This is a genomic window from Streptomyces sp. NPDC005761, assembly GCF_040630635.1.
Taxonomy (GTDB): Bacteria; Actinomycetota; Actinomycetes; order Streptomycetales; family Streptomycetaceae; genus Streptomyces.
Window position 1 is genome coordinate 50593 of record NZ_JBEXXX010000032.1, and the last position, 22850, is coordinate 73442.

Below are 22850 nucleotides of genomic sequence, written 5' to 3' on the forward strand. Positions count from 1 at the left end.
CGAAGCAGCGCGTCAGTGATGGAACCGAAGGAAAGGCCACCCGCCCCATGAGCAGCAACGAAACGCCGCGCGGCCCCGTCGACTCGTCCCGCGTCCCGCGGTACGCCGGACCCGCGACGTTCGCCCGGCTGCCCCGCCTCGACGAGGTCGGCACGGCGGAGGTCGCCGTCGTCGGTGTGCCCTTCGACTCGGGCGTCTCCTACCGGCCCGGCGCCCGCTTCGGCGGCAACGCGATCCGGGAGGCCTCGCGGCTGCTCCGCCCGTACAACCCGGCGCAGGACGCCTCGCCGTTCGCCCTCGCGCAGGTCGCCGACGCCGGGGACATCGCCGCGAACCCCTTCAACATCAACGAGGCCGTCGAGACGATCGAGGCCGCGGCCGACGATCTCCTCGGCACCGGCGCCCGGCTGATGACGCTCGGCGGCGACCACACCATCGCGCTGCCGCTGCTGCGCTCCGTCGCCAAGAAGCACGGCCCCGTCGCGCTCCTCCACTTCGACGCGCACCTCGACACCTGGGACACCTACTTCGGCGCCGCGTACACCCACGGCACCCCGTTCCGCCGCGCCGTCGAGGAAGGCATCCTCGACACCTCGGCGCTCTCCCACGTCGGCACCCGCGGCCCGCTGTACGGCAAGCAGGACCTCACCGACGACGCGAAGATGGGCTTCGGCATCGTCACCTCCGCCGACGTCATGCGGCGCGGCGTCGACGAGATCGCCGACCAGCTGCGGCAGCGCATCGGTGACCGGCCGCTCTACATCTCCATCGACATCGACGTCCTGGACCCGGCTCACGCCCCCGGCACCGGCACTCCCGAGGCCGGCGGGCTCACCTCCCGCGAGCTGCTGGAGATCGTGCGCGGGCTGTCCTCCTGCAACCTGGTCTCCGCCGACCTGGTCGAGGTCGCCCCCGCGTACGACCACGCCGAGATCACCTCCGTCGCCGCCTCGCACACCGCGTACGAACTGACGACGATCATGACCCGTCAGATCGCCGAGGCCCGGAAGCCGGTCGCGGAGGCCGGACAGAAGTGAGCCACGACCACCACGACGAGCGGCCCGAGCTCACTCCCGCCCAGATCGCCGCCGCCCTGAACCCTCCGCCCGGACGCAACGGCGGCGACCTCGTCGTCGAGACCCTTCAGGGCCTCGGCGCGACCACGGTCTTCGGTCTGCCCGGGCAGCACGCCCTCGGCATGTTCGACGCGCTGCGCCGCTCGTCCCTCGGTTACGTCGGCCTGCGCGTCGAGAACAACGCGGGCTTCGCCGCCGACGCCTACGGGCGCATCACCGGTGAGGTCGCCCCGCTCCTCCTGTCCACCGGACCCGGTGCGCTCACCTCGCTCGCCGCACTCCAGGAGGCGGCAGCCGCCTCCGCCCCCGTACTGGCGATCTCCAGCCAGATCCCGACCGCGGGCCTCGGCGGCGGCCGGCACGGCTATCTGCACGAACTGCGCGACCAGAAGGCGTCGTTCCGCGACATCGTGAAGTCCGTGCACACCGTCCGTACCGCCTCGCAGATCCCGTCCGCGATCGCGGCCGCCTGGGAGTCGGCGCTCACGGCCCCGCACGGCCCGGTCTGGATCGAGATCCCGCAGGACGTGCTCGGCACCGTGACGACGCTGCCCGTCGTCACGGCGATGGACGCCACCCCGCGCGAGCTGCACGCCCGCCCCGAACTCATCGCGGTGGCGGCGCACCTGCTGTCGAACGCGGAGCGTCCTGCGATCATCGCGGGCGGCGGCGTCGTACGGTCCGACGCGTCCGGCAAGCTGCGCGCCCTCGCCGAGAGGATCGGCGCCCCGGTCGTCACCACGTACGGCGGGAAGGGCGCCTTCCCGTGGGAGCACCCGCTCTCGCTCCGGTCCTGGATGGAGGACCGGCACACGACGGACTTCCTGGAGGACGCGGACGTCCTGCTCGTCGTCGGCTCCGGCCTCGGTGAACTCTCCTCGAACTACTACACGTTCGCCCCCCGCGGCCGCGTCGTACAGATCGAGGCCGACGCCGGGAAGCTGGAGGCCAACCACCCGGCCCTCGGCCTCCACGCCGACGCCCGCGACGCACTCTCCGACCTCCTCGAAGCGGTCACCCCGCGCAAGGACCCGGCCGCCGCCGAGCGCGTCACGGCGGTGCTCGGCCGGGTGCGGGACCGGATCGCCGCCCAGGAACTCACCCTGGAACAGCGCCTCCTCGCCGCAATCCGGACCGCCCTGCCCGACACGTCCCCCAGCTTCTGGGACATGACGATCCTCGCCTACTGGGCCTGGGCCGCCTTCGACGCCCGCCACCCCAACACCATGCACTCCGCCCAGGGCTCGGGCGGCCTCGGCTACGCCTTCCCGGCGGCCATCGGCGCGGCCGCCGCCGACCGGACGAAACCGGTCCTGGCGGTCTCCGGCGACGGCGGCGCGATGTACTCCCTCGCGGAGCTCGCCACCGCCCGCCAGTACGACCTCCCGGTCACCTGGCTGATCGTCGACGACGGCGGCTACGGCATCCTGCGCGAGTACATGAACGACGCCTTCGGTGAGACCAGCGCGACGGAACTGACCGGCCCGGACTTCGTCGCCCTCGCCGAGTCCTTCGGCGTCCCCGCGGTCCGCACGAGCCCGGAGGCGCTCACCGACGACCTGGCCGGCGCCCTCGCACAGCCCGGCCCCTCGGTCGTCGTACTCCCGGCGCTCCTGCGGATGTTCGAGCCGACGCACCTCTGACGGCCTCACGTCCGTGCCCGGGACCGCCGCGGTCCCGGGCACAGACGTGTTGTGGCAGTTCCAGGACGCTGCCCCGTACAACTTTCCGCCCGTCCGCGAGTCAACCCAGTGGGCACGCCGGGGGGCGCGCCCACTGAACCTCAGGGGACGGGAACCACACACATGACGACACCCCGCATATCCCGCCGCGTCCGCGGCGCACTCGGTGCCGCGCTCGCTGTCGGCGTGCTCGCACCCGTGGCGGTCGGAGCGGCGCCCGCCGCGGCCGCCACACCGACGGCGAGCTGCACCTCGGCTAGGGCCGGACTCGCCGCCCAGCTGTCGAAGGACATCACCGCCGCGCTCAAGGGGCGCAGCTCGACCACCGCGGTGGCCCTCTACGACCGGACCACGAAGACCACGTGCACACTCCGGGCCACGTCGAAGTACGACTCCGCCAGCATCGTGAAGGCGACCGTGCTGGCCACGCTGCTCTGGGACAACGCCAAGCAGGGCCGCCACCTCACTCAGCGCGAGGCCGACCTCAGCACCGCGATGATCACCAAGTCCGACAACGACGCGACCACCGCCCTGTGGAAGCAGCTCGGTGTCACCAAGGTCAACGGCTTCCTCAAGGCGGCCGGGATGACACACACCGTGCCCGGGTCCGGCGGCTACTGGGGGCTCACCCAGATCACCGCCCAGGACCAGCAGCGACTGCTGACGCTGCTCACCGCGAAGAACTCGGTGCTCACCGACAGCGCCCGCTCCTACGAGCTCGGCCTGATGCGCAAGGTCGTCTCCTCACAGCGCTGGGGCACGCCGGCCGGGGCCCCGGCCTCGGTGACCGTGCAGGTCAAGAACGGCTGGCTGCAGCGCGCCACCCACGGCTGGCGGGTGCACAGCATCGGCGCCTTCACGGGGAAGGGCCACGACTACGTGCTCACGGTGCTCACCCAGGACAACGCGACGATGACGGACGGCGTGAACACCATCCAGGCCGTCGCCAAGGCCGTGCACAAGGACCTGAACCTGCCGCCCGCGCCACCGCGCATCATGCACGACCTGGCCGCCCGCAGCCTGCACCGGGCGGACGCCCCCACCGAGACGCCCCTCCTCCAGGAGGCGATCCCGCCGGTGCCCGAGGCACCGGCCGGCCGGATGCTCACCGTGACACCCCGGTAGGGACCGTCCGCAGGACCTACGACGAAGGTCCCGTATTTGTTGCGGCGGGATGAAATCCGCAGCACACCGCGTTGGTGCCTTCCGGTAGAGCAGGTCGATCGGGAGGCACCGCGTGTCGGACGCAGGGCAGCAGGAGAGCGGGCAGCAGCCGCGCGGCTGGGCGCGGAGGCTGAGCGGCTACGCGTGGCGCTACCGGCGCAACGTGCTGCTGGCGCTCGGCTCGTCACTCGCCGGAATGGCCGTGATGGCGCTCGTCCCGCTGGTCACCAAGGTGATCATCGACGACGTGGTCGTCGGCCACACCCGGTCCCTGGCCGTCTGGACCGGACTGCTGATCGTCGCGGCCGCTCTCGTGTACGTCTCCACCTACATCCGCCGCTACTACGGCGGCCGGCTCGCCCTCGACGTCCAGCACGACCTGCGGACCGACATGTACGGGACGATCACCCGTCTCGACGGCAGACGCCAGGACGAGCTCTCCACCGGACAGGTCGTCGGCCGCGCCACCAGCGACCTGCAGCTGATCCAGGGCCTGCTCTTCATGCTCCCGATGACCATCGGGAACGTCCTGCTCTTCCTCATCTCCCTGGTGATCATGGCGTGGCTCTCGCCGCTGCTGACCCTCGTGGCCGTCGCCGTCGCCCCCGCCCTCTGGTTCATCGCCCGCCGCTCCCGCACCCGCCTCTTCCCCGCCACCTGGTACGCCCAGTCGCAGGCCGCGGCCGTCGCCGGAGTCGTCGACGGGGCCGTCTCCGGCGTCCGCGTCGTCAAGGGCTTCGGACAGGAGGACCAGGAGACCGGCAAACTGCGCCAGGTCGGGCGCAGGCTCTTCGCCGGCCGGCTGCGCACCATCCGGCTGAACTCCCGTTACACCCCCGCGCTCCAGGCCGTCCCCGCGCTCGGCCAGGTCGCGATGCTGGCCCTCGGAGGCTGGCTCGCCACCCGCGGCGAGATCACCCTCGGTACGTTCGTCGCGTTCTCGACCTACCTCGCCCAGCTCGTCGGCCCGGTCCGCATGCTCGCCATGGTCCTCACCGTCGGCCAGCAGGCCCGTGCCGGTGTGGAGCGCGTACTGGAACTGATCGACACCGAACCGTCGCTGCGGGACGGCACCAAGGAACTTCCCGCCGACGCCCCCGCGAGCGTCGAATTCGACGACGTGCGCTTCGGCTACGACCAGGACCGCCCCGTCCTCGACGGCTTCTCGCTCACCATCGAACCCGGCGAGACCGTCGCCGTGGTCGGCGCGTCCGGCAGCGGGAAGTCCACCGTCTCGCTGCTGCTGCCCCGGTTCTACGACGTGTCGCACGGCGCAGTCCTCGTCGGCGGACACGACGTACGCGAACTGACCCTGGACTCGCTGAGGGCCGCCATCGGCCTCGTGCCGGAGGACAGCTTCCTGTTCTCCGACACCATCCGCGCCAACATCGCCTACGGGCTCCCGGACGCCACCGACGAACAGATCCGGCAGGCCGCCCGCTCCGCCCAGGCCGACCGGTTCATCGCCGAACTGCCCGAGGGCTACGACACCAAGGTCGGCGAGCACGGTCTGACCCTCTCCGGCGGCCAGCGCCAGCGCGTCGCGCTCGCCCGCGCGATCCTCACCGACCCCCGGCTGCTCCTCCTCGACGACGCCACCTCGGCCGTCGACGCCCGCGTCGAGCACGAGATCCACGACGCGCTGCGCCAGGTCATGGCCGGCCGCACCACCCTGCTGATAGCCCACCGCCGCTCCACCCTGGGCCTCGCCGACCGGATCGCCGTCCTGGAGAACGGCCGGCTCGCCGACATCGGCACCCACGAGGAGCTGGAGCGTCGCTCCGCGCTCTACCGGCGCCTGCTCACCGACCCGGACGAGCTGGGCGGCACCTCGCCCGGCCATCTGTCCAAGGCGGCCGCCACGGAGCCCGAGGACGACCGCGCACTCCAGGAGGAGCTCGACGCCGAATTCGACGCCGAGCGCGGCATCACGCCCGAGCTGTGGGTGCGCAAGGAGGAGGCGCGCGAGACCGACGCGGCCGGCACACCCGCCACCCCGGAGCTCCTCGCCCAGGTCGACGCCCTGCCCCCGGCGACCGACACCCCCGACATCGACGAGGCCCGCGCCGTGCAGGCCGAGGAGTCCTACGGGCTCCGCCGGCTGCTGCGCGGCTTCGGGCTGCCGCTGCTGGTCAGCCTTGCGCTGGTGGCCGTGGACGCCGGGGCGGGGCTCCTGCTCCCGGTGCTGATCAGGAACGGCATCGACGACGGCGTCACCCAGCTGGCGCTCGGCGCCGTCTGGGCGGCCTCCGCCTTCGGCCTCGTCGTCGTCCTCGTGCAGTGGGCTGCCCAGATCGGTGAGACCCGGATGACGGGCCGCACCGGCGAGCGCGTGCTCTACTCCCTGCGGCTGAAGATCTTCGCGCAGCTCCAGCGCCTCGGTCTGGACTACTACGAGCGCGAACTGACCGGCCGGATCATGACCCGGATGACGACGGACGTGGACGCCCTGTCCACGTTCCTCCAGACCGGTCTGGTCACGGCCTTCGTCTCCGTCGTCACGTTCTTCGGCATCATGGTCGCCCTGCTGGTCCTCGACGTGGAGCTGGCCCTGGTCGTCTTCGCGACGCTGCCGGTACTGGTCATCGGTACGTTCTTCTTCCGCCGCAGGAGCGTCAAGGCGTACGAGCTGGCCCGTGAGCGCATCAGCGTCGTCAACGCCGACCTCCAGGAGTCCGTCTCCGGCCTGCGTATCGTGCAGGCCTTCCGCCGCGAACGGGACGGTGCCGACCGGTTCGCCGCGCGGAGCGACCACTACCGAGAGGCCCGGGTCCGCGGCCAGTGGCTGATCTCGGTGTACTTCCCGTTCGTGCAGCTGCTGTCGTCGGTGGCCGCGGCGGCCGTACTGATCGTCGGAGCGGGCCGGGTGGACAACGGCACGCTCACCACGGGTGCGCTGGTCGCCTACCTGCTCTACATCGACCTGTTCTTCGCCCCCGTGCAGCAGCTCTCCCAGGTCTTCGACGGCTACCAGCAGGCCACCGTCTCCCTCGGCCGGATCCAGGAGCTCCTCCGGGAGCCGACGTCCACCGCCGACCGGGACGAACCGATGGCCGTTCCGTCGCTGCGCGGCGACATCGCCTTCGAGGACGTGTCCTTCGCGTACGGCGGTGAGGAGGCCGCGCTCACCGGCATCGACCTGCGCATCCCGGCCGGGCAGACGGTCGCGTTCGTCGGCGAGACCGGTGCGGGGAAGTCCACCCTCGTCAAGCTCGTCGCCCGGTTCTACGACCCGACCGGCGGCCGGGTCACCGCGGACGGCACCGATCTGCGTGCGCTGGACATGACCGCGTACCGGCACCGTCTCGGAGTCGTACCCCAGGAGGCGTACCTCTTCGCCGGCACGGTGCGCGACGCCATCGCGTACGGACGGCCCGAGGCCACCGACGCCGAGGTGGAGTCGGCCGCCCGGGCGGTCGGTGCGCACGACATGATCGCCACCCTGGACGGCGGCTACCTCCACGAGGTCGCCGAGCGGGGCCGTAACCTCTCGGCCGGCCAGCGCCAGCTGATCGCGCTCGCCCGAGCCGAACTCGTCGACCCCGACATCCTGCTGCTCGACGAGGCCACCGCGTCCCTGGACCTGGCCAGCGAAGCCCTGGTCAACCAGGCCACGGACCGCCTCGCGGGCCGGCGCACCACCCTCGTCGTCGCCCACCGCCTCACCACCGCCGCCCGCGCGGACCGGGTCGTGGTGATGGACCACGGCCGTGTCGTCGAGGACGGCACCCACGACGAACTCCTCGCCAGGGACGGGCACTACGCCGTGCTGTGGCGCACCTTCATAGGGGAGGACGAGCCCGCGGGCGTCTGAGCGGCAGCGCCCCGGCCGGCTCCCCCAAGGGCTGTCCCGCACTTCCTGGCGGGCGCACGACGACAGCTACGCCACCTGGCCGCGTTGTCGAAACGCCCGAATACATCCCGTGTGCGGGCGCCTCTCCGCCTTGCGATGCACCGCATCCGACGCCGCGCGCTGATCCACCAGGAATGGCGGCACAGCCCTTACTCGCGGATGCCGGAGATCTTCCCTGTCGCCAGGTCCGACCGCACCTTCAGATACGTGTACGTCGGGCCGTCCGCCGGTCCCCAGGTGAGCCGGACCGTCGACCAGGTGTGGCCGGCGCCGCTGTCGCCCTCGGTGACCCGGAAGCCGGCCGGGGTGTTCTGGGCGTGCAACACCCCGTCGGCATGGTTGGCCGCCTCCCAGTCGCCCAGCTCGGCCCGCAGCCGCGGCGTGAGGTAGAACTCCCGCAGCGAGGCGGCCAGTCCACCGCCTCCCTCGGCGGCGACCGCGTCGATGTAGGCGCCGTAGAAGTGGGCGAGCTGCTGATGCGCCGGGGCCGCAAGCCCGCCGCGGGCGGTCCCCGCGGCCGGTGGCACGACGGCTGCGGCCGGCACGGCGGCCGCGCCGGTCAGGAGAGCGGCGGCGAGCAGCGTGCGGCCGATGAGGTGCCGGCCGTGAGGGCGCCCAGGGGTGCGGAGTCGGGGCATGTGCGGTTCCTGCCTTTCGTGCTGCTCTGTCCTGTGGTGCCCATCGTGTGCCGACCCGGCCGCGCGGAATGCGGAGCGCGCCGGTGCAACCTCCGGATGGCCTCCCGCGTCGTAGGCAGATACACGTGTGTGCGTACAGGTGTCGGGTAAGGGCTTGAGCGTTCGATGAGGCGATGGGGCTGCTGGTGACCAGAGGGACCGAAGGACACGGAGGGCGCACGGGACGCGGGGCCGCGTTCCGTCTGTTCGCCCTTGCTCTGACGACGGCCCTCGGGCTCCTCGTCGGCGGTGTGGAGGCGAGCACCGCCGAGGCCGCCTCGGTATGCGCCGGACGGCCCGCGAAGACGGTGAAGTTCGCGACGGGTGAGCTGCGCGTCTACCGGACCCGCGACTACGCCTGCGCCACCGCCGTCGCCACCGCGCCCGGCAAGCGCCGCCGGATGTCCGTACAGATCCAGCCCCGCGGCGGCCGGCCCGTCGTCGACAGCGGCACCTTCACCCAGCGGGCCGGGCCGGTGACCGTCCATGCGCTGAACCGCTGCGTCCGGGCCTCGGGCACGATCGCCGGAAGGACCGTGACCACGAGCTGGATCCTGTGCTGACCGGGTGACGCGAGTGCACGGACGGGCAACAGGGTCTGGTGGTACGGGTATCGCCCCGCTAGGTTCACGACGTCTGTTGTGAATCAAGGGGAGGGCAGCGAATGCGTAAGGCGCTCAGAGGGTTCCTGTCGCTCGCGGTGCTGATCGGCACAGTGAGTGCGACGGGTGCTTCGGCCGGAGCGGCCACCGCCGCAGAACCGGCCGCGGTCCGTTCCGCCGTCGGTGACAGCGGTACGAGCACGGACATCAAGGACCGCATCCTGGCCATCCCGGGCATGAGTCTCATCGAGGAGAAGCCGTACGCGGGTTACCGCTACTTCGTACTCAACTACACCCAGCCGGTCGACCACCGGCACCCGTCCAAGGGAACGTTCCAGCAGCGCATCACCCTGCTGCACAAGGACACGTCCCGCCCGACGGTCTTCTACACCAGCGGCTACAACGTCTCCACCAACCCCAGCCGCTCGGAGCCGACCCGGATCATCGACGGCAACCAGGTCTCGCTGGAGTACCGGTTCTTCACCCCGTCGCGCCCGTCGCCCGCCGACTGGTCCAAGCTCGACATCTGGCAGGCGGCCAGTGACCAGCACCGGGTCTTCACCGCGCTGAAGCGGATCTACTCCAAGAACTGGCTGACCACCGGCGGTTCCAAGGGCGGCATGACCGCCACGTACTTCGAGCGCTTCTACCCGAAGGACATGGACGGCGTCGTCGCCTACGTCGCGCCCAACGACGTGGTCAACAAGGAGGACTCGGCGTACGACCGGTTCTTCGCCACCGTCGGCACCAAGGAGTGCCGCACCCGGCTGGAGGGCGTACAGCGCGAGGCGCTGGTCCGCCGGGAGCCGCTGGAGAAGAAGTACGAGCAGTACGCCGCCGACAACGGCTACACCTTCACCACCGTCGGCACCCTGGACAAGGCCTACGAGGCCGTGGTCATGGACTACATCTGGGCGTTCTGGCAGTACAGCCTGCTCGCGGACTGCGACTCCATTCCAGCCGACGCGAAGAGCGCCCCCGACCAGGCGATCTGGGACTCGATCGACTCGATCTCCGGCTTCTCCGCCTACGCGGACCAGGGGCTCGCGAACTACACGCCGTACTACTACCAGGCCGGCACCCAGCTCGGCTCGCCCGACATCGAGCAGCCCTGGCTCGGCAAGCTGAGCCGCTACGGCTACCAGCCGCCGCGCAACTTCGTGCCACGCTCCATCCCGATGAAGTTCCAGCCCTCGGTGATGCGGGACGTCGACACGTGGGTGAAGCACCACGCCAACCACATGCTGTACGTCTACGGGGAGAACGACCCGTGGGGCGCCGAGCGCTTCCGGCTCGGCGCGGGCGCCCGTGACAGCTACGTCTTCACGGTGGCAGGAGGCAACCACGGCTCGAACGTCGCCGGTCTGGCACCTGCGCTGAACGCCAAGGCCACCGCGGCCATCCTGCGCTGGGCGGGCGTCGCCCCGGCCGCGGTCCAGGCGGACCCGGCCAAGGCGAAGCCGCTCGCCACGTTCGACGCGCGGCTCGACAAGAAGGACCTGACGACCGAGCACCGGCTCGGCACCAGGCGCCCGTAGGGGACCCGGCGCAGCCGCTCACTCCCCGTCGGGAGGCAGCGTCTGCTCGGACCACACGGTCTTGCCCTGTGGGGCGTAACGGGTGCCCCACAGGGTGGCGAGCTGGGAGATGATGAACAGCCCCCGCCCGCCCTCGTCCACCGCCCCGGCGTACTTCATGTGCGGGGCGGTGGTGCTGCCGTCCCAGATCTCGCAGGTCAGTCCGCGGTCGAGGATGAGGCGAAGCCTCACCGGCGGGCTTCCGTAGCGCACGGCGTTGGTCACCAGTTCGCTGACGATCAGCTCGGTCGCGTCGCCGGTTTCGTCGGAGACGTTCCAGGCGGCCAGCCGTTCGGACACCAGGCGGCGCGCGGCAGCCGGTGCGGACGTGTCGTGCGGCAGTTCCCAGACGGCGTACCGCTCCGCGGGCATGGTCCGGGTCCGGGCCAGGAGCAGGACGGAGCCCTGGAGTTCGGGGGAGTCGGGCAGTGCGTCCGCGGCCGCGTCGCACAGGCGCGACAGCGGACGGTCCGGGTGCGCGAGCGCCCCGCGCAGAACCCCCGCGGACGGTTCGGCGTAGTCGCGCAACGCGCTGCTGTACAGGGCGAGGAGGCTCCCCTCGCGCAGCGGCACCGTGGCAGCGGCCACGAGCTCCCGGTCCTCGGCGCCCAGAAGCGGTCCCACCGGCACGTCGGCGAGACAGGCAGCGCCTTCCGGGTCGACGACGAGCGGGGCGGGATGCCCGGCCGAGGCCACGACGCACGTCTCGCTGAAGGGGTCGTAGACGGCGTACATGCACGATGCGGACAGCGGCCTGCGGTGCAGCGGGTGGTCCGGCGGCAGCTGGTTCCGCTCCTGCACCAGCATCGACGCGGTGTCGTACACGCGGGCGATCAACTCGTCCGGTTCCAGGTCCAGCGCGGCGAGGGCCTGGACGACGGTGCGCAACTGACCCAGGGCCGTGGCCGCGTGGATACCGTGTTCGGTCACCTCCCCGATCACCAGGGCGGTCCGGGCCCCGGGCAGGGAGATCGTGTCGAACCAGCTGGTGCTGTCGCGTCCGGGCAGCACCAGGTGCTCCGTCCGGACGGCGGGCTGCTCCGCCTGCCGCTGCGGAAGCAGGGCTCTGCGGAGCGCGCTGACGACGGTGTACTCGTGCACATAGCGGCGCGCGTTGTCGATACCGAGCGCGGCCCGGGAGGCCACCGCCGCCCCGACCGGGATGTCCTCCTCGGTGAACGGCTCCGAGTCGCCGTACCGGTAGAGGCTGACCAGCCCGAGGGCCGCACCGCGGAGTGTCAGTGGCGCCAGCAGGAGCGAGTGCGCACCGGCGGCCCGGATGACGCGCGCGTGCTCCGGGTCGACGTCGGCCCAGAGTTCGCCCGTCAGGGGGATCAGACGCGCCCGCAGGTCGGACAGGGCCTGAAGATAGGGGGTTCCCTGGACGAGGGTGCGGACGTCCCCCACCTGGCGGACCGGTTCGGGCCGACCCTTGTACGCGGCACGCCGCATCGGTACGTCGCCCCGCATCGGCCCGGGCTGGGGGGCCTCGCCGCGCAGGAGCGCCTCGACGACCTCGACCACGCCGACATCGGCGTAGGCGGGGACCAGCGTGTCGACGAGCTCCCGGCAGGTGGCCTCGATGTCGAGGGTCGCGCCCACGTTGATGCGCACCGCCGTGAGGGTTTCCTCCCGGTGCCGGTGTCTGGTCTCCTCGGTCACGTCGGTCACGGACACGGCGACTCCGAGGACCGGGCCGGCCTCGCCCTCCGGGTCCTCCGGTCGCTGCTGGAGCCGGAGAGCCGTGACGGACAGCGCGCGTCGCCCGCCCGGTGCTGGGCGTGGTCCGGGGTCCGGGGCGTCGTCGGGCGCGGTGTCGGGGCGGGCGTGGAACAGTCGGCGGATTCCGGGCACACCGGTCTCCAGAACCTCACGCAGGTAGGCGTCCACCGCATCGGGCTCCTCGAAGCCGCACGACTCGGTGAAGAGCCGCCCCCGCAGCTCCTCGGGCCCGTCCCCGCCGACGGTGGGCGGAACGCTCGCGCGCATCACACGCAGGTGCGGATCGAGCACCCGGACGGGGACGTACGCCTGGGAGAACATCATGTCCAGGAGGGCCTGCCCGACGGCTCCGACGTCCCCGTCGGACGCCCAGATCCCCCATCCCCAGTCCGCCCCGGCCAGCGGCTGCACCCACAGTCCTGCCGCCCCGTCACGCTTCCGCAGCCACCCGCCGGCCGCCAGCAGGTCCGCGACGGGGCGCCCCGTCGCATCGGCGGCCGGCAGCCCGAAGAGCTGCTCGGCGCCGGCGCTCCAGCCGGTGACGATGCCGCCGCCGTCCACGACGATCAGGGGGGAATCAGCCACCACGCCAGCTCCTTCGCCCCCTGACGGGACCCGCGCCAGGCGTCCGCGCGACAACGGCTACGGCACCAGAATCAGCCCTGCCCCGGCTGTCCGCCACCGGGGACGTCCCACGGGCCGGTGGACGGCGGCTCGCCCGACGCCCGTGGAACAGCCCTTCGGGCGGTACGGACACGGAGCCGCCCGCACCGCCCGAGGCCTCACCGGCCGGTCAGTACCCGCTGGTCAGTACGTGAGCCCGTAGCCCACCGGATACAGCACCTGCGTGGGATCGTCCGCGCGCTGCACCGGCACCGGGAGCCTGCCCTCCGGCTCGGCCCGCCCGGCGATCACCCGGACGGCCGCCCGCAACTCGACATCGGTCCACGAGTACGAGGCCAGGCTTGCCGCGTACCCGGTCAGCCTGGCGATGTCGTAGGGGTTGCGGATCGCGACCGTGATCACCGGGACCCCGGTCGCGGCCAGCTCGCTCACCAGGGTCCGCTGCGAACTGGTCGCCGAGACGTTGTACGTCCCCACGACCACCGCGTCCTTGCCCTGCGCGGCCGCCAACGCCGCGTCGATGGCCGCCCTGGTCGGGGCGGTACCGGTGGACAGGGCCGTGGCCGCGTACCCCAGCTCGTTGAATGCCTGGGCCAGGGTGGTGGTCGGCGGCCCGGTCGTACCGGAGGGTGAGGCCGGATCGGCCCCCACCACCAGCACGTTCTTGTGCGAGCGGCGCGACAGCGGCAGCAGGCCACCGGTGTTGGCCAGCAGAGTGGTGGTGTGCTCCGCGATCCGGTCGGCGGCGGCGAGGTGGGACCGGGTGCCGACGGTACGGTCCACACCCCGCTCACTGACGAACGGGTCGTCGAACAGCCCCAGCTTCGTCTTCAGCCGCAGGACGCGCAGGATCGATTCGTCGAGTCGGGCCTCACTCACCTCGCCGCTCTTGACGGCCGCCAGGAGGGCGTTCCAGGACACCTCCAGGCTCGGCGGGTTGAGCAGTTGGTCCACGCCCGCCTGCAGCGCCAGCACCGGCACCCGCTCGTCGCCGTACTTCGTCCGCACGCCCTCCATGCCGAGCGAGTCGGTGACCACGACGCCGTCGTAGCCGAGCTCCTCGCGCAGGATGCCGGTGAGGATGGGCCTGGACAGGGTCGCCGGGTCCTCCGCCGGGTCGAGAGCGGGCACCACGATGTGCGCCGTCATGATCGAGTCGATCCCTGCGGCGATCGCCGCCCGGAACGGCGGCTCGTCCAGCTCGGCCCACTGCTCGCGGGTGTGGTTGATCACCGGGAGACCCGTGTGGCTGTCGGTGCTGGTGTCGCCGTGGCCCGGGAAGTGCTTGGCCGTGGACGCGATTCCGGCGCTCTGATACCCCTTCACCTGGGCGGCGACCATCCCGGCCACGGACTGCGGGTCGGAGCCGAAGGAACGCACGCCGATCACCGGGTTGGCCGGATTGACGTTGACGTCCGCGTCCGGCGCGTAGTTCTGCCGGATGCCGATCGCCGCCAGTTCGGCGCCCGCGATCTGCCCGGCCTGCCGCGCGTCGGAACGTGACCCGCCCGCGCCCAGCGCCATCGCGCCCGGCATCAGGGTGGCCGGCTCGCCGACCCGGCAGACGATGCCGTGCTCCTGGTCGGTGGAGATGAGGAGCGGGACGGAGTTGGGCCCGGCCTGCGCGGCCCGCTGGATGCCGTTGGAGAGCTCGGCGATCTGGTGCGGGTCACGGGTGTTGTGCGCCCACGCGAAGTAGATGATGCCGCCCACGTGGTACTTGGCGATCATCTCGGCGGCGGTACGCACCCCGATCTCGGCGAGGTTGGCGTCGATGTCCGCCTGGTCGGGCTCGGTCGCGGAGTGCCCGTAGACCCGCATGACGAAGAGCTGGCCGACCTTCTCCTCCAGGCTCATCCGGGAGATGAGCCGCTTCAGCCGACGGGTGGTGGCGGCGGAGGTGTGACTGCTGCTTGCGGACTTCTGGGCGGCGACGGCGCCGGGGGCGACTGCCATGCCCGCTGCCGCCGCGACGGCGGTCGCCGCGGTGGCGGTGAGGAGGGTGCGTCTGGAGGTGCGGTCGTGCACGTGAGCTCCTTCGGCCGTACTCGATGACGAGGGGGTGGTGAAAGAAACTTCCAAGGATCACGGATATCCAGAAAATAACTTCCGGTCAAGGGTCCGGACCGTTTTGAGCGCGCCCCCGGACCCGAAACCGGTCCGGGGTTGAGGGGGTGGCCGGGACGCACTTGCGGCGAGCGGGACGGCCGCGCACGTGAACTGGGGCACATCTGCTGGTCGTTGGGCCCAGGGGCCCATGCGGAACTCACGATATTCGCATTAGTGTACGAGTATGAATGGTGCGGGTGGGGGTTGGGCGGAGTCCGTCGAACGCGCGGCGAACGCGGGGGTGAGATCTGTTGCCGCAGGTGGGGCAGATCGCGGGCCGGGGGCGGGGGCTGACGGCCCGTCGGGTGCGGGGTACGTCCCGTTGCCGAGGTCTTTGCTGTGGGTTCAGGGGCTGCAGTGGGTCCAGGCCGGGCTGACCCTGCTCTACGTGATGACCGTGCTGTCGATGGTGTCGTACGTCAACGGCGAGCTCCTCGGCGTGCTGGTGTACGACTCGCTGCCGAGCGTGGTCGGCGTGGTGCTGGCCCGGCGTGCGGTGCGGGGCGGCGTGTGGGTGGCGCGCGGCCTGGTGGCGGTGCAGTGCTGGTTGCTGTGGCTGTCTTTCGTGTCGCTGCTGCACATGGACTACCGCGGGTTCACGCAGACGGCCATTCCGGTCGCGGTGCTGGTGTTGCTGCGCAAGCCGGAGCTGCGCGACTGGTTGGCGTTGCCGGTCGGGCAGCGCGAGATGCCGAGGGCCTTCCGTGTCGAGCGGATGATTCTGTGGCGGCGTGATCTGGGTCAGACGGCCATGGAGTACCTGGGCCTCGTCCTGGTGGTCGTGGCGGTCGTCGGGGGGCTGGTGGCGACGGGGATCGGCCAGGAGCTGACGGGGAAGATCGGCGCCCAGGTGTGCCGGATCGGCGGGGGCGGCGACTGCGGGGGTGGCGGTGGCGCGGATGTGGAAGCGGGGGATCCGGCGGAGACCGGTGACGCGGGCGGCGGGACCGGCTCCGGTGGCGGTTCGGGCGACACAGACGCTTCGGGCGGCACCGATGGTTCGGGTGATGCGGGCGATGTAGTCGTGGTGAGCAGTGACGGTGGCACCCGCCCGGTCGCGCCCGGCCCGCTGGAGCGCGAGGTCGACAACGACGACTTCAAGGACGACCCCGATGAGCCGTTGATCCCCGACGAGCGGCATGACCGCAGTTGGTGGGATCACACCCGGGGTTTCTTCGTCGCTCCGTTCACCGGGCTCGTCAATGACACGTTCGCGCTGGTCACCAATCCCAAGAAGGTGGTCACGGACAGCTGGAACGGCCTGACGGGCTACACCAAGGACTGGTGGAAGAAGAAGGGCGGCGGCGTCTCCGAGAAGTGGAAGAAGGGGGACAAGCTCGGTGCCGCCTGGGAGGGCACGAAGAAGGGGCTCGGCTTCGCCAAGGACCTGGGTATCGACATGTTCGTCGACAAGGAGAACTGGAAGAAGGGCAACTACGGGGCGGCCGGCGGGAACACGATCCTCGGGGTCGTGGGCATTCTCTCCCCCAAGACCTTCAAGAAGTTCACCAAGCTCGGCAAGATCAAGAAGCCGAAGTTCCCGGACACGCCGGTGGGACGGGCAGCCGAAGCGGCCGGCAAGGCCGACGAGGCGGCGAGGCGCGGGGACCTGAGCGAGGCCCAGAAGTTCGCCGACGAGGCGCAGAAGCACGCGGACGACGCGGCCGAGAAGGCGCGTGAGAGCCAGAAGAAGGCCTGCAAGAACATCGCGATGGCCCCGGGGCACGTAGTTGTCACCCGGACCGCCGGCGGAGGCGTTCGCTCGGGTGGCCAGGGGCTGCATGCCACACCAGCGGTGTTCCGTGGTGGCGGGACCGGAACCGTCGTCCGTACGAATGCCGCGGAGTGCGGTCCGGACGACGAGGCCGTCAAGTCCGCCCGGGAGGCCCAGCAGGAGGCCCTCGACGCACAGGAGGCAGTGCTGCGCGAGGCGATGAAGCAGGCGAAGGGGGAGGGCGTCCGCCTCCAGGACGATGAGCTGAAGCGGCTCCTCGACCGGGCCAAGGACGATCCCGATCCGGCACGTAAGGAAATAGGCAAGAAGGAAGCGGCGGACGCGCTCAAGGACGTGACGGAGCTGCTGAGGCAGAAGAACGTCGACGGAATGAGCCGCCAGAAGCTCGGCGCCAAGGTGCTGAACTCCAAGAGCAGCGATGAACTTGCCGAGAACCTGGCCGAGGCCAACACCGTCGGCCGGGTCGCTCGGCACGAGGCAGCCGAAGGGTCCGTCGTCTACTCGGCTGTCGGGGACAAGTTCAAGCAGACGAAGCTCGACGACGGAAACGGTGGAGAGTTCGACATCGAGGGCATCGATGACGCCGACGTCGTGTACCGGGGGAAGGACGGCACGGTGAACATCGTGGAAGTGAAGAATCGCGGCACGGCGACGACGTCCCCCTCCCTCCCGGGCCAGGTGCAGAGGCTCGGCGACTGGCAGAAGGCGAAGCCCGGCAGGAAGGCCCGCTACGAGATCGAGAGCCGCGACGGCTGGTACAAGATCTTCGACAGGTTCAACAAGCCGTCCAACAAGAACAAGTCGCGGCCCGAGGGCACCCCTGCCACCGAGATGGCCAAGAACGACGTCGGTGCGCGTATCGCAGGCCAGGACCTCTCCCCGGATCAGCTCAGGAGAATGGACGAGGCCTGGAACGCCAAGAGCGACAGCGAGAAGTACGAGGCACGCATGACCGGCAAGTTGAAGGATCCCAAGACGGCGATGGAATACTTGGGAGTTTCGTGAGGCAAGGCGGCGGAGTCATGAGTGAGCGGTCGGATCTGGAGGCCTTGGCGGCAGCGCTCGACGCGTACGAGCCGCCGTCGGCCGAGTGGACGGACGAACTGTGGGACCTGTACGAGCGCACAGAGGCGGAAGAGCATGTGCTGCGCGCCAGACCGGACGACTGGACGGACGAGCTGTGGGAGCAGTACCGGAGCACGGAGGTTCCTGAACCGCATGCGCCGCTGACCCAGGAGCAGCAGGAGCTCTTCGCTCAGGAGCGTGACCGGGAACGCCGGGCTTCCACACTGCAGCATCTGCTGGAAACCCTGAGGGAGCGGCTGGAAAGCACCGGGCTGCGGGAACCCGCGCGCGCGGCCGACCTGGCTGAACGCTGGGTGAGGACGACCTTGCCGGCCCATCCCGCGGTGCGCTTGTTGTCCGAACTCGGCGCGCCGCACGGCGAGGCGGCGCTGCTTCGTCTCGTGGTCGACGACACGCTGGACCGTGAAGACCGGCAGGTCGTCCGCGAACCGCTCATGATGCTGCGCAAACCGCGCAATCGCGCGCTGGGCCAACAGCCCCAGGAGGACGAGGCCCCCTTGCTGCCACCGGCGGTGCGCGGCCTGGCCGATGCCTGGGGAATGGACGGCCGATGGGTTCAGGCCGCGATCAACCGGGAGAACGTCGCCGCTGTCCGCGCCGCGCTGGAGGCGCTTCTGCCGGCCCGGCGGGCGGCCGTCCCCGAGCCCCCGCCCGAGATGGTGACCAGGGGGGATGAGGAACCGGAGGTTCCGCCCGACTGGGTCCGCGTGAGGATGCTGCTGCGGGCACTCACGCCGCACCCGCGGACCGTCACCCGGGAGCGCCTGGCCGAAGTGCGCCGTGAGGCCGAACGCATGGGCCTGGAGACCTGCGTCGACTTCGCCGAGCGGTGGACGACGCGCATCGGCGCATGGCTCGCCGGTCAGATGTTCTCCTGGCTCTGCGCAGCGAGCCGGGAGCCGGTCGACCTCGCCCCCTGGGCCGTGGACCTCGCGGAGCAGTACGTGCTCCGCGGATTCGCCGCCGAGGACGCCGAGCGCTTCCTGGACCTCTCCACGGACATCGACCCGCGCAGCGTGGCCGCGCTGGGCCGCCTCAGGGAGTCGGGAGCGATCTGAGCGGACGTCACCGCAGCCCCACGCCCGCCCCATGCGCCTGAAGCGCCGAGACGGCCGCTGTGATCGCCGGGCGGCGGGCCGCCTCCGTGCGCCACAGCGCGTACAGCCGCCGCACCGGTACGGGATCGATCCGCACCGCCACCACCCCGTCCGGCAGCGGCCCGCGCCCCAGGCGGGGGATCATCGCGACCCCGAGACCGGCTGCCAGCAGGGCGAGCTGGGTGTGGTTCTCCTCCGCCTGGTGGCGGATGTCCGGCTCGTAGCCCGCCGTGCGCAGCGTCCGTACGAGCCAGTCGTGGCAGACCGTCCCCGGCGGCTGGCAGATCCACCGCTCCTTCGCGAGCTCCTCGCGCCGCACCCCGTCCCGCCCCGCCAGCCGGTGGCCCGCGGGCACCAGCAGATCGCACCGGTCCTCCCCGATCACCGCCTGCGCCACCCCCTCCGGAGCGGGCAGCGGGGCGATGTCCCAGTCGTGCGCGACGGCCAGGTCGATCACGCCCTTGGCCACCAGGTCCACCGAGAGGTGCGGGTCGACCTCGGTCAGCCGCACGTCGAGCTCGGGGTGCTCGCGGCCCAGCTCCGCCAGCACCCCGGGCAGCAGCCCGCGCGCCGCCGAGGCGAACGCGCCGATCGACAGCCGGCCCGTCGGCAGCCCCCGGCGCTCCTCCAGTGAGGTCTCGGCCCGCTCCACGATCGCCAGCAACTCCTGGGCGGTGGAGGCCAGACGAACCGCCTCCTCGGTGAGCGCGACCCCTCGGCCGCGCCGCTCCAGCAGCGTCGTGCGGGTCTCCCGCTCCAGCTTGGTGATCTGCTGCGAGACCGCCGACGGCGTGTAGCCGAGCGCGGCGGCCGCACGCGCGACGGAGCCGTGGACGGAGATGGCGTGCAGGGCGCGCAGCCGGGCGAGGTCGAGCACCGGAGCCTCCGGGGTTCCGTCGATTCATTAGCAACGCTCAATTTCACCATGAAGAAATCCGCGCTGGTGCTACATGGTCCGCACGCGCGACCCTCGGTGCATGCGTCCCCTCCACATCGCCCTGGCCGTCCTGGTGACCGCCCTCTGGGGCGTCAACTTCGTCGTCATCGAGCTCGGGCTCGACCACTTCCCGCCGCTGCTCTTCTCCGCCCTGCGCTTCCTCGTCGCGGCCCTGCCCGCGGTGTTCTTCGTCGGCCGGCCCAAGGTGGCGTGGAAATGGATCGTGGGGGTGGGGCTGGCACTGGGCGTGGCCAAGTTCGGCCTGCTCTTCATCGGGATGGACCGGGGGATGGGTGCCGGACTCTCCTCCCTGGTCCTCCAGGTGCAGGCGGTCTTCACCGCGCTCTTCGCGGCGATCGTGCTGGCGGAACGGCCGGGGAAGGCGAAGCTGGCGGGGATGGCGGTGGCCCTGGCCGGCATCGGGGTGGCCGCCGTCGACGAGGGGGCGAGCGGGCCCGTGCTCGCCTTCGTCCTGGTGATCGCCGCAGCGGCCTGCTGGGGCGTGTCGAACGTCCTGACCCGCAGGGCCGCCCCGCCCGACTCCCTCAACTTCATGGTGTGGGTCTCGACCGTGCCCGTCCTGCCGCTCCTCGGCCTCTCCTTGGTCTTCGAGGGCTGGGACCGCGACCGGGAGGCGCTCGGCGCTCTGGACTGGAGCGGCGCCGGAATCATCGTGTACGTCGCCTGGGTCGTCACGATCTTCGGCTTCGGGGCATGGGGCTTCCTGCTGAGCCGCTACCAGGCCTCGTCCGTCGCCCCGTTCACCTTGCTCGTGCCGGTCTTCGGGATGTCGTCGGCCGCGCTGCTGCTCGACGAGTCGGTGAGTCCGCTGCGGTGGTGCGCGGCCGCGCTGCTGGTGGGCGGGGTGGCGCTCACCTCGTTCGCCGGGGCACAGCGGACCCGGGGGCCCGTGCCGGAGCCGGCCCCCGTCGTCTGAGGGGCCGGCTCCCGGGCCGCCCTACTGTTTCGGCGCACCCAGCCGCAACAGGTGCTCGCGCCCCGCGGCAAGCATCCCGGGCAGCTCCGCCGCCTGCGGGTACCAGCGCTTCTCGTACTCCCAGCAGACCCAGTCGTCCGCGTCGAGCGTGTCCAGGCACGCCCGCAGCGGCAGCACCCCCGCACCGAGTGCCACCGGCGTGGTGTCCTCGGTGGAAGCGATGTCCTTCACCTGTACGTATCCCAGGTGCGGGGCCAGCACCGCATGGCTCGCCACCGGTTCCTCACCCGCCAGCCAGGTGTGCATGACGTCCCACAGCGCGCCGATGCTCCCGTGCCCCACCGTGCCGACCACCCGGGCCACATCGGCCCCCGCGCGGTGGGAGTCGTGGGTCTCCAGCAGGATGCGTACACCCAGGTCGGCGGCGTAGGGAGCTGCGGCGGCCAGCCGGCGGGCGGCGGTCGCGTCAGCGGTGGCGGGCTTCTGGTCGCCACCGCCCGGAAAGACCCGGACGTTCCGCGCCCCCAGGTCCCGGGCCAGCTCGACCAGCCCGGCGAGCTCGTCCAGCACCGGCTGGTCGTCCCCCTCGGCGGCGGTCCGTACGTAACCGGCCACGGTCAGGATCTCGACCCCGCCCCGCTCGAACGCGGCGACCACATCGCCCCGTTCGGCCTTCGACAGCCCGGGGTGCACCGGCTCCTCGGGGTGGGCGCGCAGCTCCACCCCCTGGTAGCCGTGCTCGGCGGCCAGCCGGACGACCTCGGCCATCGGCAGCCCCGGAACCCCGAGGGTGGAGAAAGCGAGCTTCACGTGCGTGTCCCTTCCGTGTCGGTTCGTGCCCCTGCACCGTACGGACCGGGGCACGTACAGCGCGTACCCCGGTCCGGGGTGTGCATCACCCCCGGGGTGCCGCCGTCGACCCGCGCACCATCAGCTCCGCGGCGATCGTGGCGATGCCGCCCGGCGGCGGTGCCTCCTTGCCCGTCGCCAGCCGGCCCGCCCGGGCGCCCGCCTCGAAGAGCGGCAGCCGCACGGTCGTCAGGGCCGGGACCGCGTCCACGGAGAACGGCAGGTCGTCGAAGCCGGCCACCGAGATGTCCTCGGGGATCCGCAGTCCGCGGTCGCGGATCGCCGCGGCGGCGCCCAGGGCGACCGTGTCGTTCGCCGCGACCACGGCGGTGATCCCCGGTTCGCGGCGCAGGAGTTCGACGGTGGCGTCGTAGCCGGAGCGCCGGTCGTACGAGCCGTGCACGGTGAGCCGCTCCTCGTCGCCCACGAGCCCCACGGCCTTCATCGCGTCGCGGTGGCCCTCCAGCCGGTGACGGGTCGTGGTCCGCTCCACCGGGCCCGCGACGTAGCCGATGTCGCGGTGGCCCAGCGAGAGCAGGTGCTCCGTGAGGCGCCGCCCGCCGCCCCGGTTGTCGAAGGCCAGCGCGGCCACCACGGAGGTGTTGTCGGCCAGCGGGGGCCGCCCGCACAGCACCACCCGGGTGCCGGCGTCCGCGAGCCTCGCCAACTTCGCGGACATCGCCAGCTGGTGGGCCGGGTCCTCGACCGCGCCGCCGGTGAGGACGACCGCGGCGGCGCGCTGGCGCTGGAGCAGGGTCAGGTAGGTGAGCTCGCGCTCCGGGGTGCCGCCGGTGTTGCAGACGATCGCGAGTTTCTCGCCGCCCGCCCGGCCCGAACCGTCGCCCGGGCCGCCGATCTCCGTCTGGGCCGCGCCCGCCATGATCCCGAAGAACGGGTCGGCGATGTCGTTGACCAGAATCCCGATCAGGTCGGACGTGGCCGCGGCGAGCGAACTCGCGGGCCCGTTGAGTACGTAGTCCAGGTCGTCCACCGCACGCAGGACCCGCTCCCGGGTGGACGCGGCCACCGGGTAGTTGCCGTTCAGCACGCGGGAGACGGTGGCCGGGGACACCCGGGCGCGAGCCGCCACGTCCGCCAGGGTGACTGTCATCGCATTTCCTCC

At 71.6% G+C, this 22850-nt stretch carries 15 protein-coding genes; 9 read left to right on the top strand and 6 right to left on the bottom strand.

Going from position 1 to position 22850, the window contains the following annotated elements; translation table 11 throughout:
• The first annotated feature begins 47 nt into the window (after nucleotides 1–47).
• From speB to ABZ434_RS25795, 4 genes are all read left to right on the top strand, one after another.
• Entirely contained in the window at nucleotides 48–1037 is a 990-nt protein-coding gene (gene speB / locus ABZ434_RS25780; RefSeq protein ID WP_359141398.1) for an agmatinase, read from the top strand.
• Nucleotides 1034–2719, top strand: a complete 1686-nt coding sequence (locus tag ABZ434_RS25785) for a thiamine pyrophosphate-binding protein (protein WP_359141401.1) — start codon at nucleotides 1034–1036, stop codon at nucleotides 2717–2719. Before speB ends, ABZ434_RS25785 begins: the two co-directional genes overlap by 4 nt.
• Before the next feature lie 162 nt (nucleotides 2720–2881).
• Nucleotides 2882–3883, top strand: coding sequence for a serine hydrolase (locus tag ABZ434_RS25790; protein WP_359141403.1), 1002 nt, complete (start codon nucleotides 2882–2884; stop codon nucleotides 3881–3883).
• Between the two features lie 112 nt (nucleotides 3884–3995).
• Nucleotides 3996–7736 (top strand): ABC transporter ATP-binding protein, encoded by a 3741-nt coding sequence (locus ABZ434_RS25795; RefSeq protein WP_359141406.1) that lies wholly within the window; start codon nucleotides 3996–3998, stop codon nucleotides 7734–7736.
• A gap of 188 nt (nucleotides 7737–7924) precedes the next feature.
• On the opposite strand, the gene ABZ434_RS25800 is transcribed toward ABZ434_RS25795, so the two are convergent.
• Entirely contained in the window at nucleotides 7925–8413 is a 489-nt protein-coding gene (locus ABZ434_RS25800; protein ID WP_359141409.1) for a hypothetical protein, read from the bottom strand.
• A 242-nt stretch (nucleotides 8414–8655) separates the two neighbouring features.
• Between ABZ434_RS25800 and ABZ434_RS25805 the strand changes: the two genes are divergently transcribed.
• Entirely contained in the window at nucleotides 8656–9015 is a 360-nt protein-coding gene (locus ABZ434_RS25805; RefSeq protein ID WP_359141473.1) for a hypothetical protein, read from the top strand.
• A gap of 101 nt (nucleotides 9016–9116) precedes the next feature.
• On the top strand, nucleotides 9117–10592 hold the full coding sequence (locus ABZ434_RS25810) for a S28 family serine protease (protein ID WP_359141412.1): 1476 nt from the start codon (nucleotides 9117–9119) through the stop codon (nucleotides 10590–10592).
• 18 nt (nucleotides 10593–10610) lie between these two features.
• Here ABZ434_RS25810 and ABZ434_RS25815 read toward each other — a convergent pair whose 3' ends face one another.
• Complete coding sequence (locus ABZ434_RS25815; protein WP_359141415.1) at nucleotides 10611–12938, bottom strand: SpoIIE family protein phosphatase; 2328 nt, start codon at nucleotides 12936–12938, stop codon at nucleotides 10611–10613.
• 222 nt (nucleotides 12939–13160) lie between these two features.
• Entirely contained in the window at nucleotides 13161–15005 is a 1845-nt protein-coding gene (locus ABZ434_RS25820; protein ID WP_359141418.1) for a glycoside hydrolase family 3 protein, read from the bottom strand.
• Between the two features lie 403 nt (nucleotides 15006–15408).
• Between ABZ434_RS25820 and ABZ434_RS25825 the strand changes: the two genes are divergently transcribed.
• Nucleotides 15409–17826 (top strand): hypothetical protein, encoded by a 2418-nt coding sequence (locus ABZ434_RS25825; RefSeq protein ID WP_359141421.1) that lies wholly within the window; start codon nucleotides 15409–15411, stop codon nucleotides 17824–17826.
• 17 nt (nucleotides 17827–17843) lie between these two features.
• Nucleotides 17844–18965, top strand: coding sequence for a hypothetical protein (locus ABZ434_RS25830; protein WP_359141424.1), 1122 nt, complete (start codon nucleotides 17844–17846; stop codon nucleotides 18963–18965).
• A 7-nt stretch (nucleotides 18966–18972) separates the two neighbouring features.
• Here ABZ434_RS25830 and ABZ434_RS25835 read toward each other — a convergent pair whose 3' ends face one another.
• Nucleotides 18973–19881, bottom strand: coding sequence for a LysR substrate-binding domain-containing protein (locus tag ABZ434_RS25835; RefSeq protein WP_359141427.1), 909 nt, complete (start codon nucleotides 19879–19881; stop codon nucleotides 18973–18975).
• Between the two features lie 100 nt (nucleotides 19882–19981).
• On the opposite strand from ABZ434_RS25835, the gene ABZ434_RS25840 reads away from it, so the two are divergent.
• Complete coding sequence (locus ABZ434_RS25840) at nucleotides 19982–20878, top strand: EamA family transporter (RefSeq protein WP_359141429.1); 897 nt, start codon at nucleotides 19982–19984, stop codon at nucleotides 20876–20878.
• Between the two features lie 21 nt (nucleotides 20879–20899).
• Here the strand turns inward: ABZ434_RS25840 and ABZ434_RS25845 are convergent, their stop codons facing one another.
• On the bottom strand, nucleotides 20900–21688 hold the full coding sequence (locus ABZ434_RS25845) for a sugar phosphate isomerase/epimerase family protein (RefSeq protein WP_359141432.1): 789 nt from the start codon (nucleotides 21686–21688) through the stop codon (nucleotides 20900–20902).
• Nucleotides 21689–21773: 85 nt separating this feature from the next.
• Nucleotides 21774–22838 carry a LacI family DNA-binding transcriptional regulator gene (locus tag ABZ434_RS25850; RefSeq protein ID WP_359141435.1) on the bottom strand — a complete coding sequence of 355 codons (1065 nt, stop codon included), beginning with the start codon at nucleotides 22836–22838 and terminating at the stop codon, nucleotides 21774–21776.
• Between the last annotated feature and the right edge of the window lie 12 nt (nucleotides 22839–22850).

Excerpts from the sequence above, each read along its gene's own strand:
- ABZ434_RS25790 (WP_359141403.1), top strand. The coding sequence starts at position 2,882 with ATGACGACACCCCGCATATCCCGCCGCGTCCGCGGCGCACTCGGTGCC.
- ABZ434_RS25810 (WP_359141412.1), top strand. The coding sequence starts at position 9,117 with ATGCGTAAGGCGCTCAGAGGGTTCCTGTCGCTCGCGGTGCTGATCGGC.
- ABZ434_RS25840 (WP_359141429.1), top strand. The coding sequence starts at position 19,982 with ATGCGTCCCCTCCACATCGCCCTGGCCGTCCTGGTGACCGCCCTCTGG.
- ABZ434_RS25830 (WP_359141424.1), top strand. The coding sequence starts at position 17,844 with ATGAGTGAGCGGTCGGATCTGGAGGCCTTGGCGGCAGCGCTCGACGCG.
- speB (WP_359141398.1), top strand. The coding sequence starts at position 48 with ATGAGCAGCAACGAAACGCCGCGCGGCCCCGTCGACTCGTCCCGCGTC.
- ABZ434_RS25800 (WP_359141409.1), bottom strand. The coding sequence starts at position 8,413 with ATGCCCCGACTCCGCACCCCTGGGCGCCCTCACGGCCGGCACCTCATC.
- ABZ434_RS25850 (WP_359141435.1), bottom strand. The coding sequence starts at position 22,838 with ATGACAGTCACCCTGGCGGACGTGGCGGCTCGCGCCCGGGTGTCCCCG.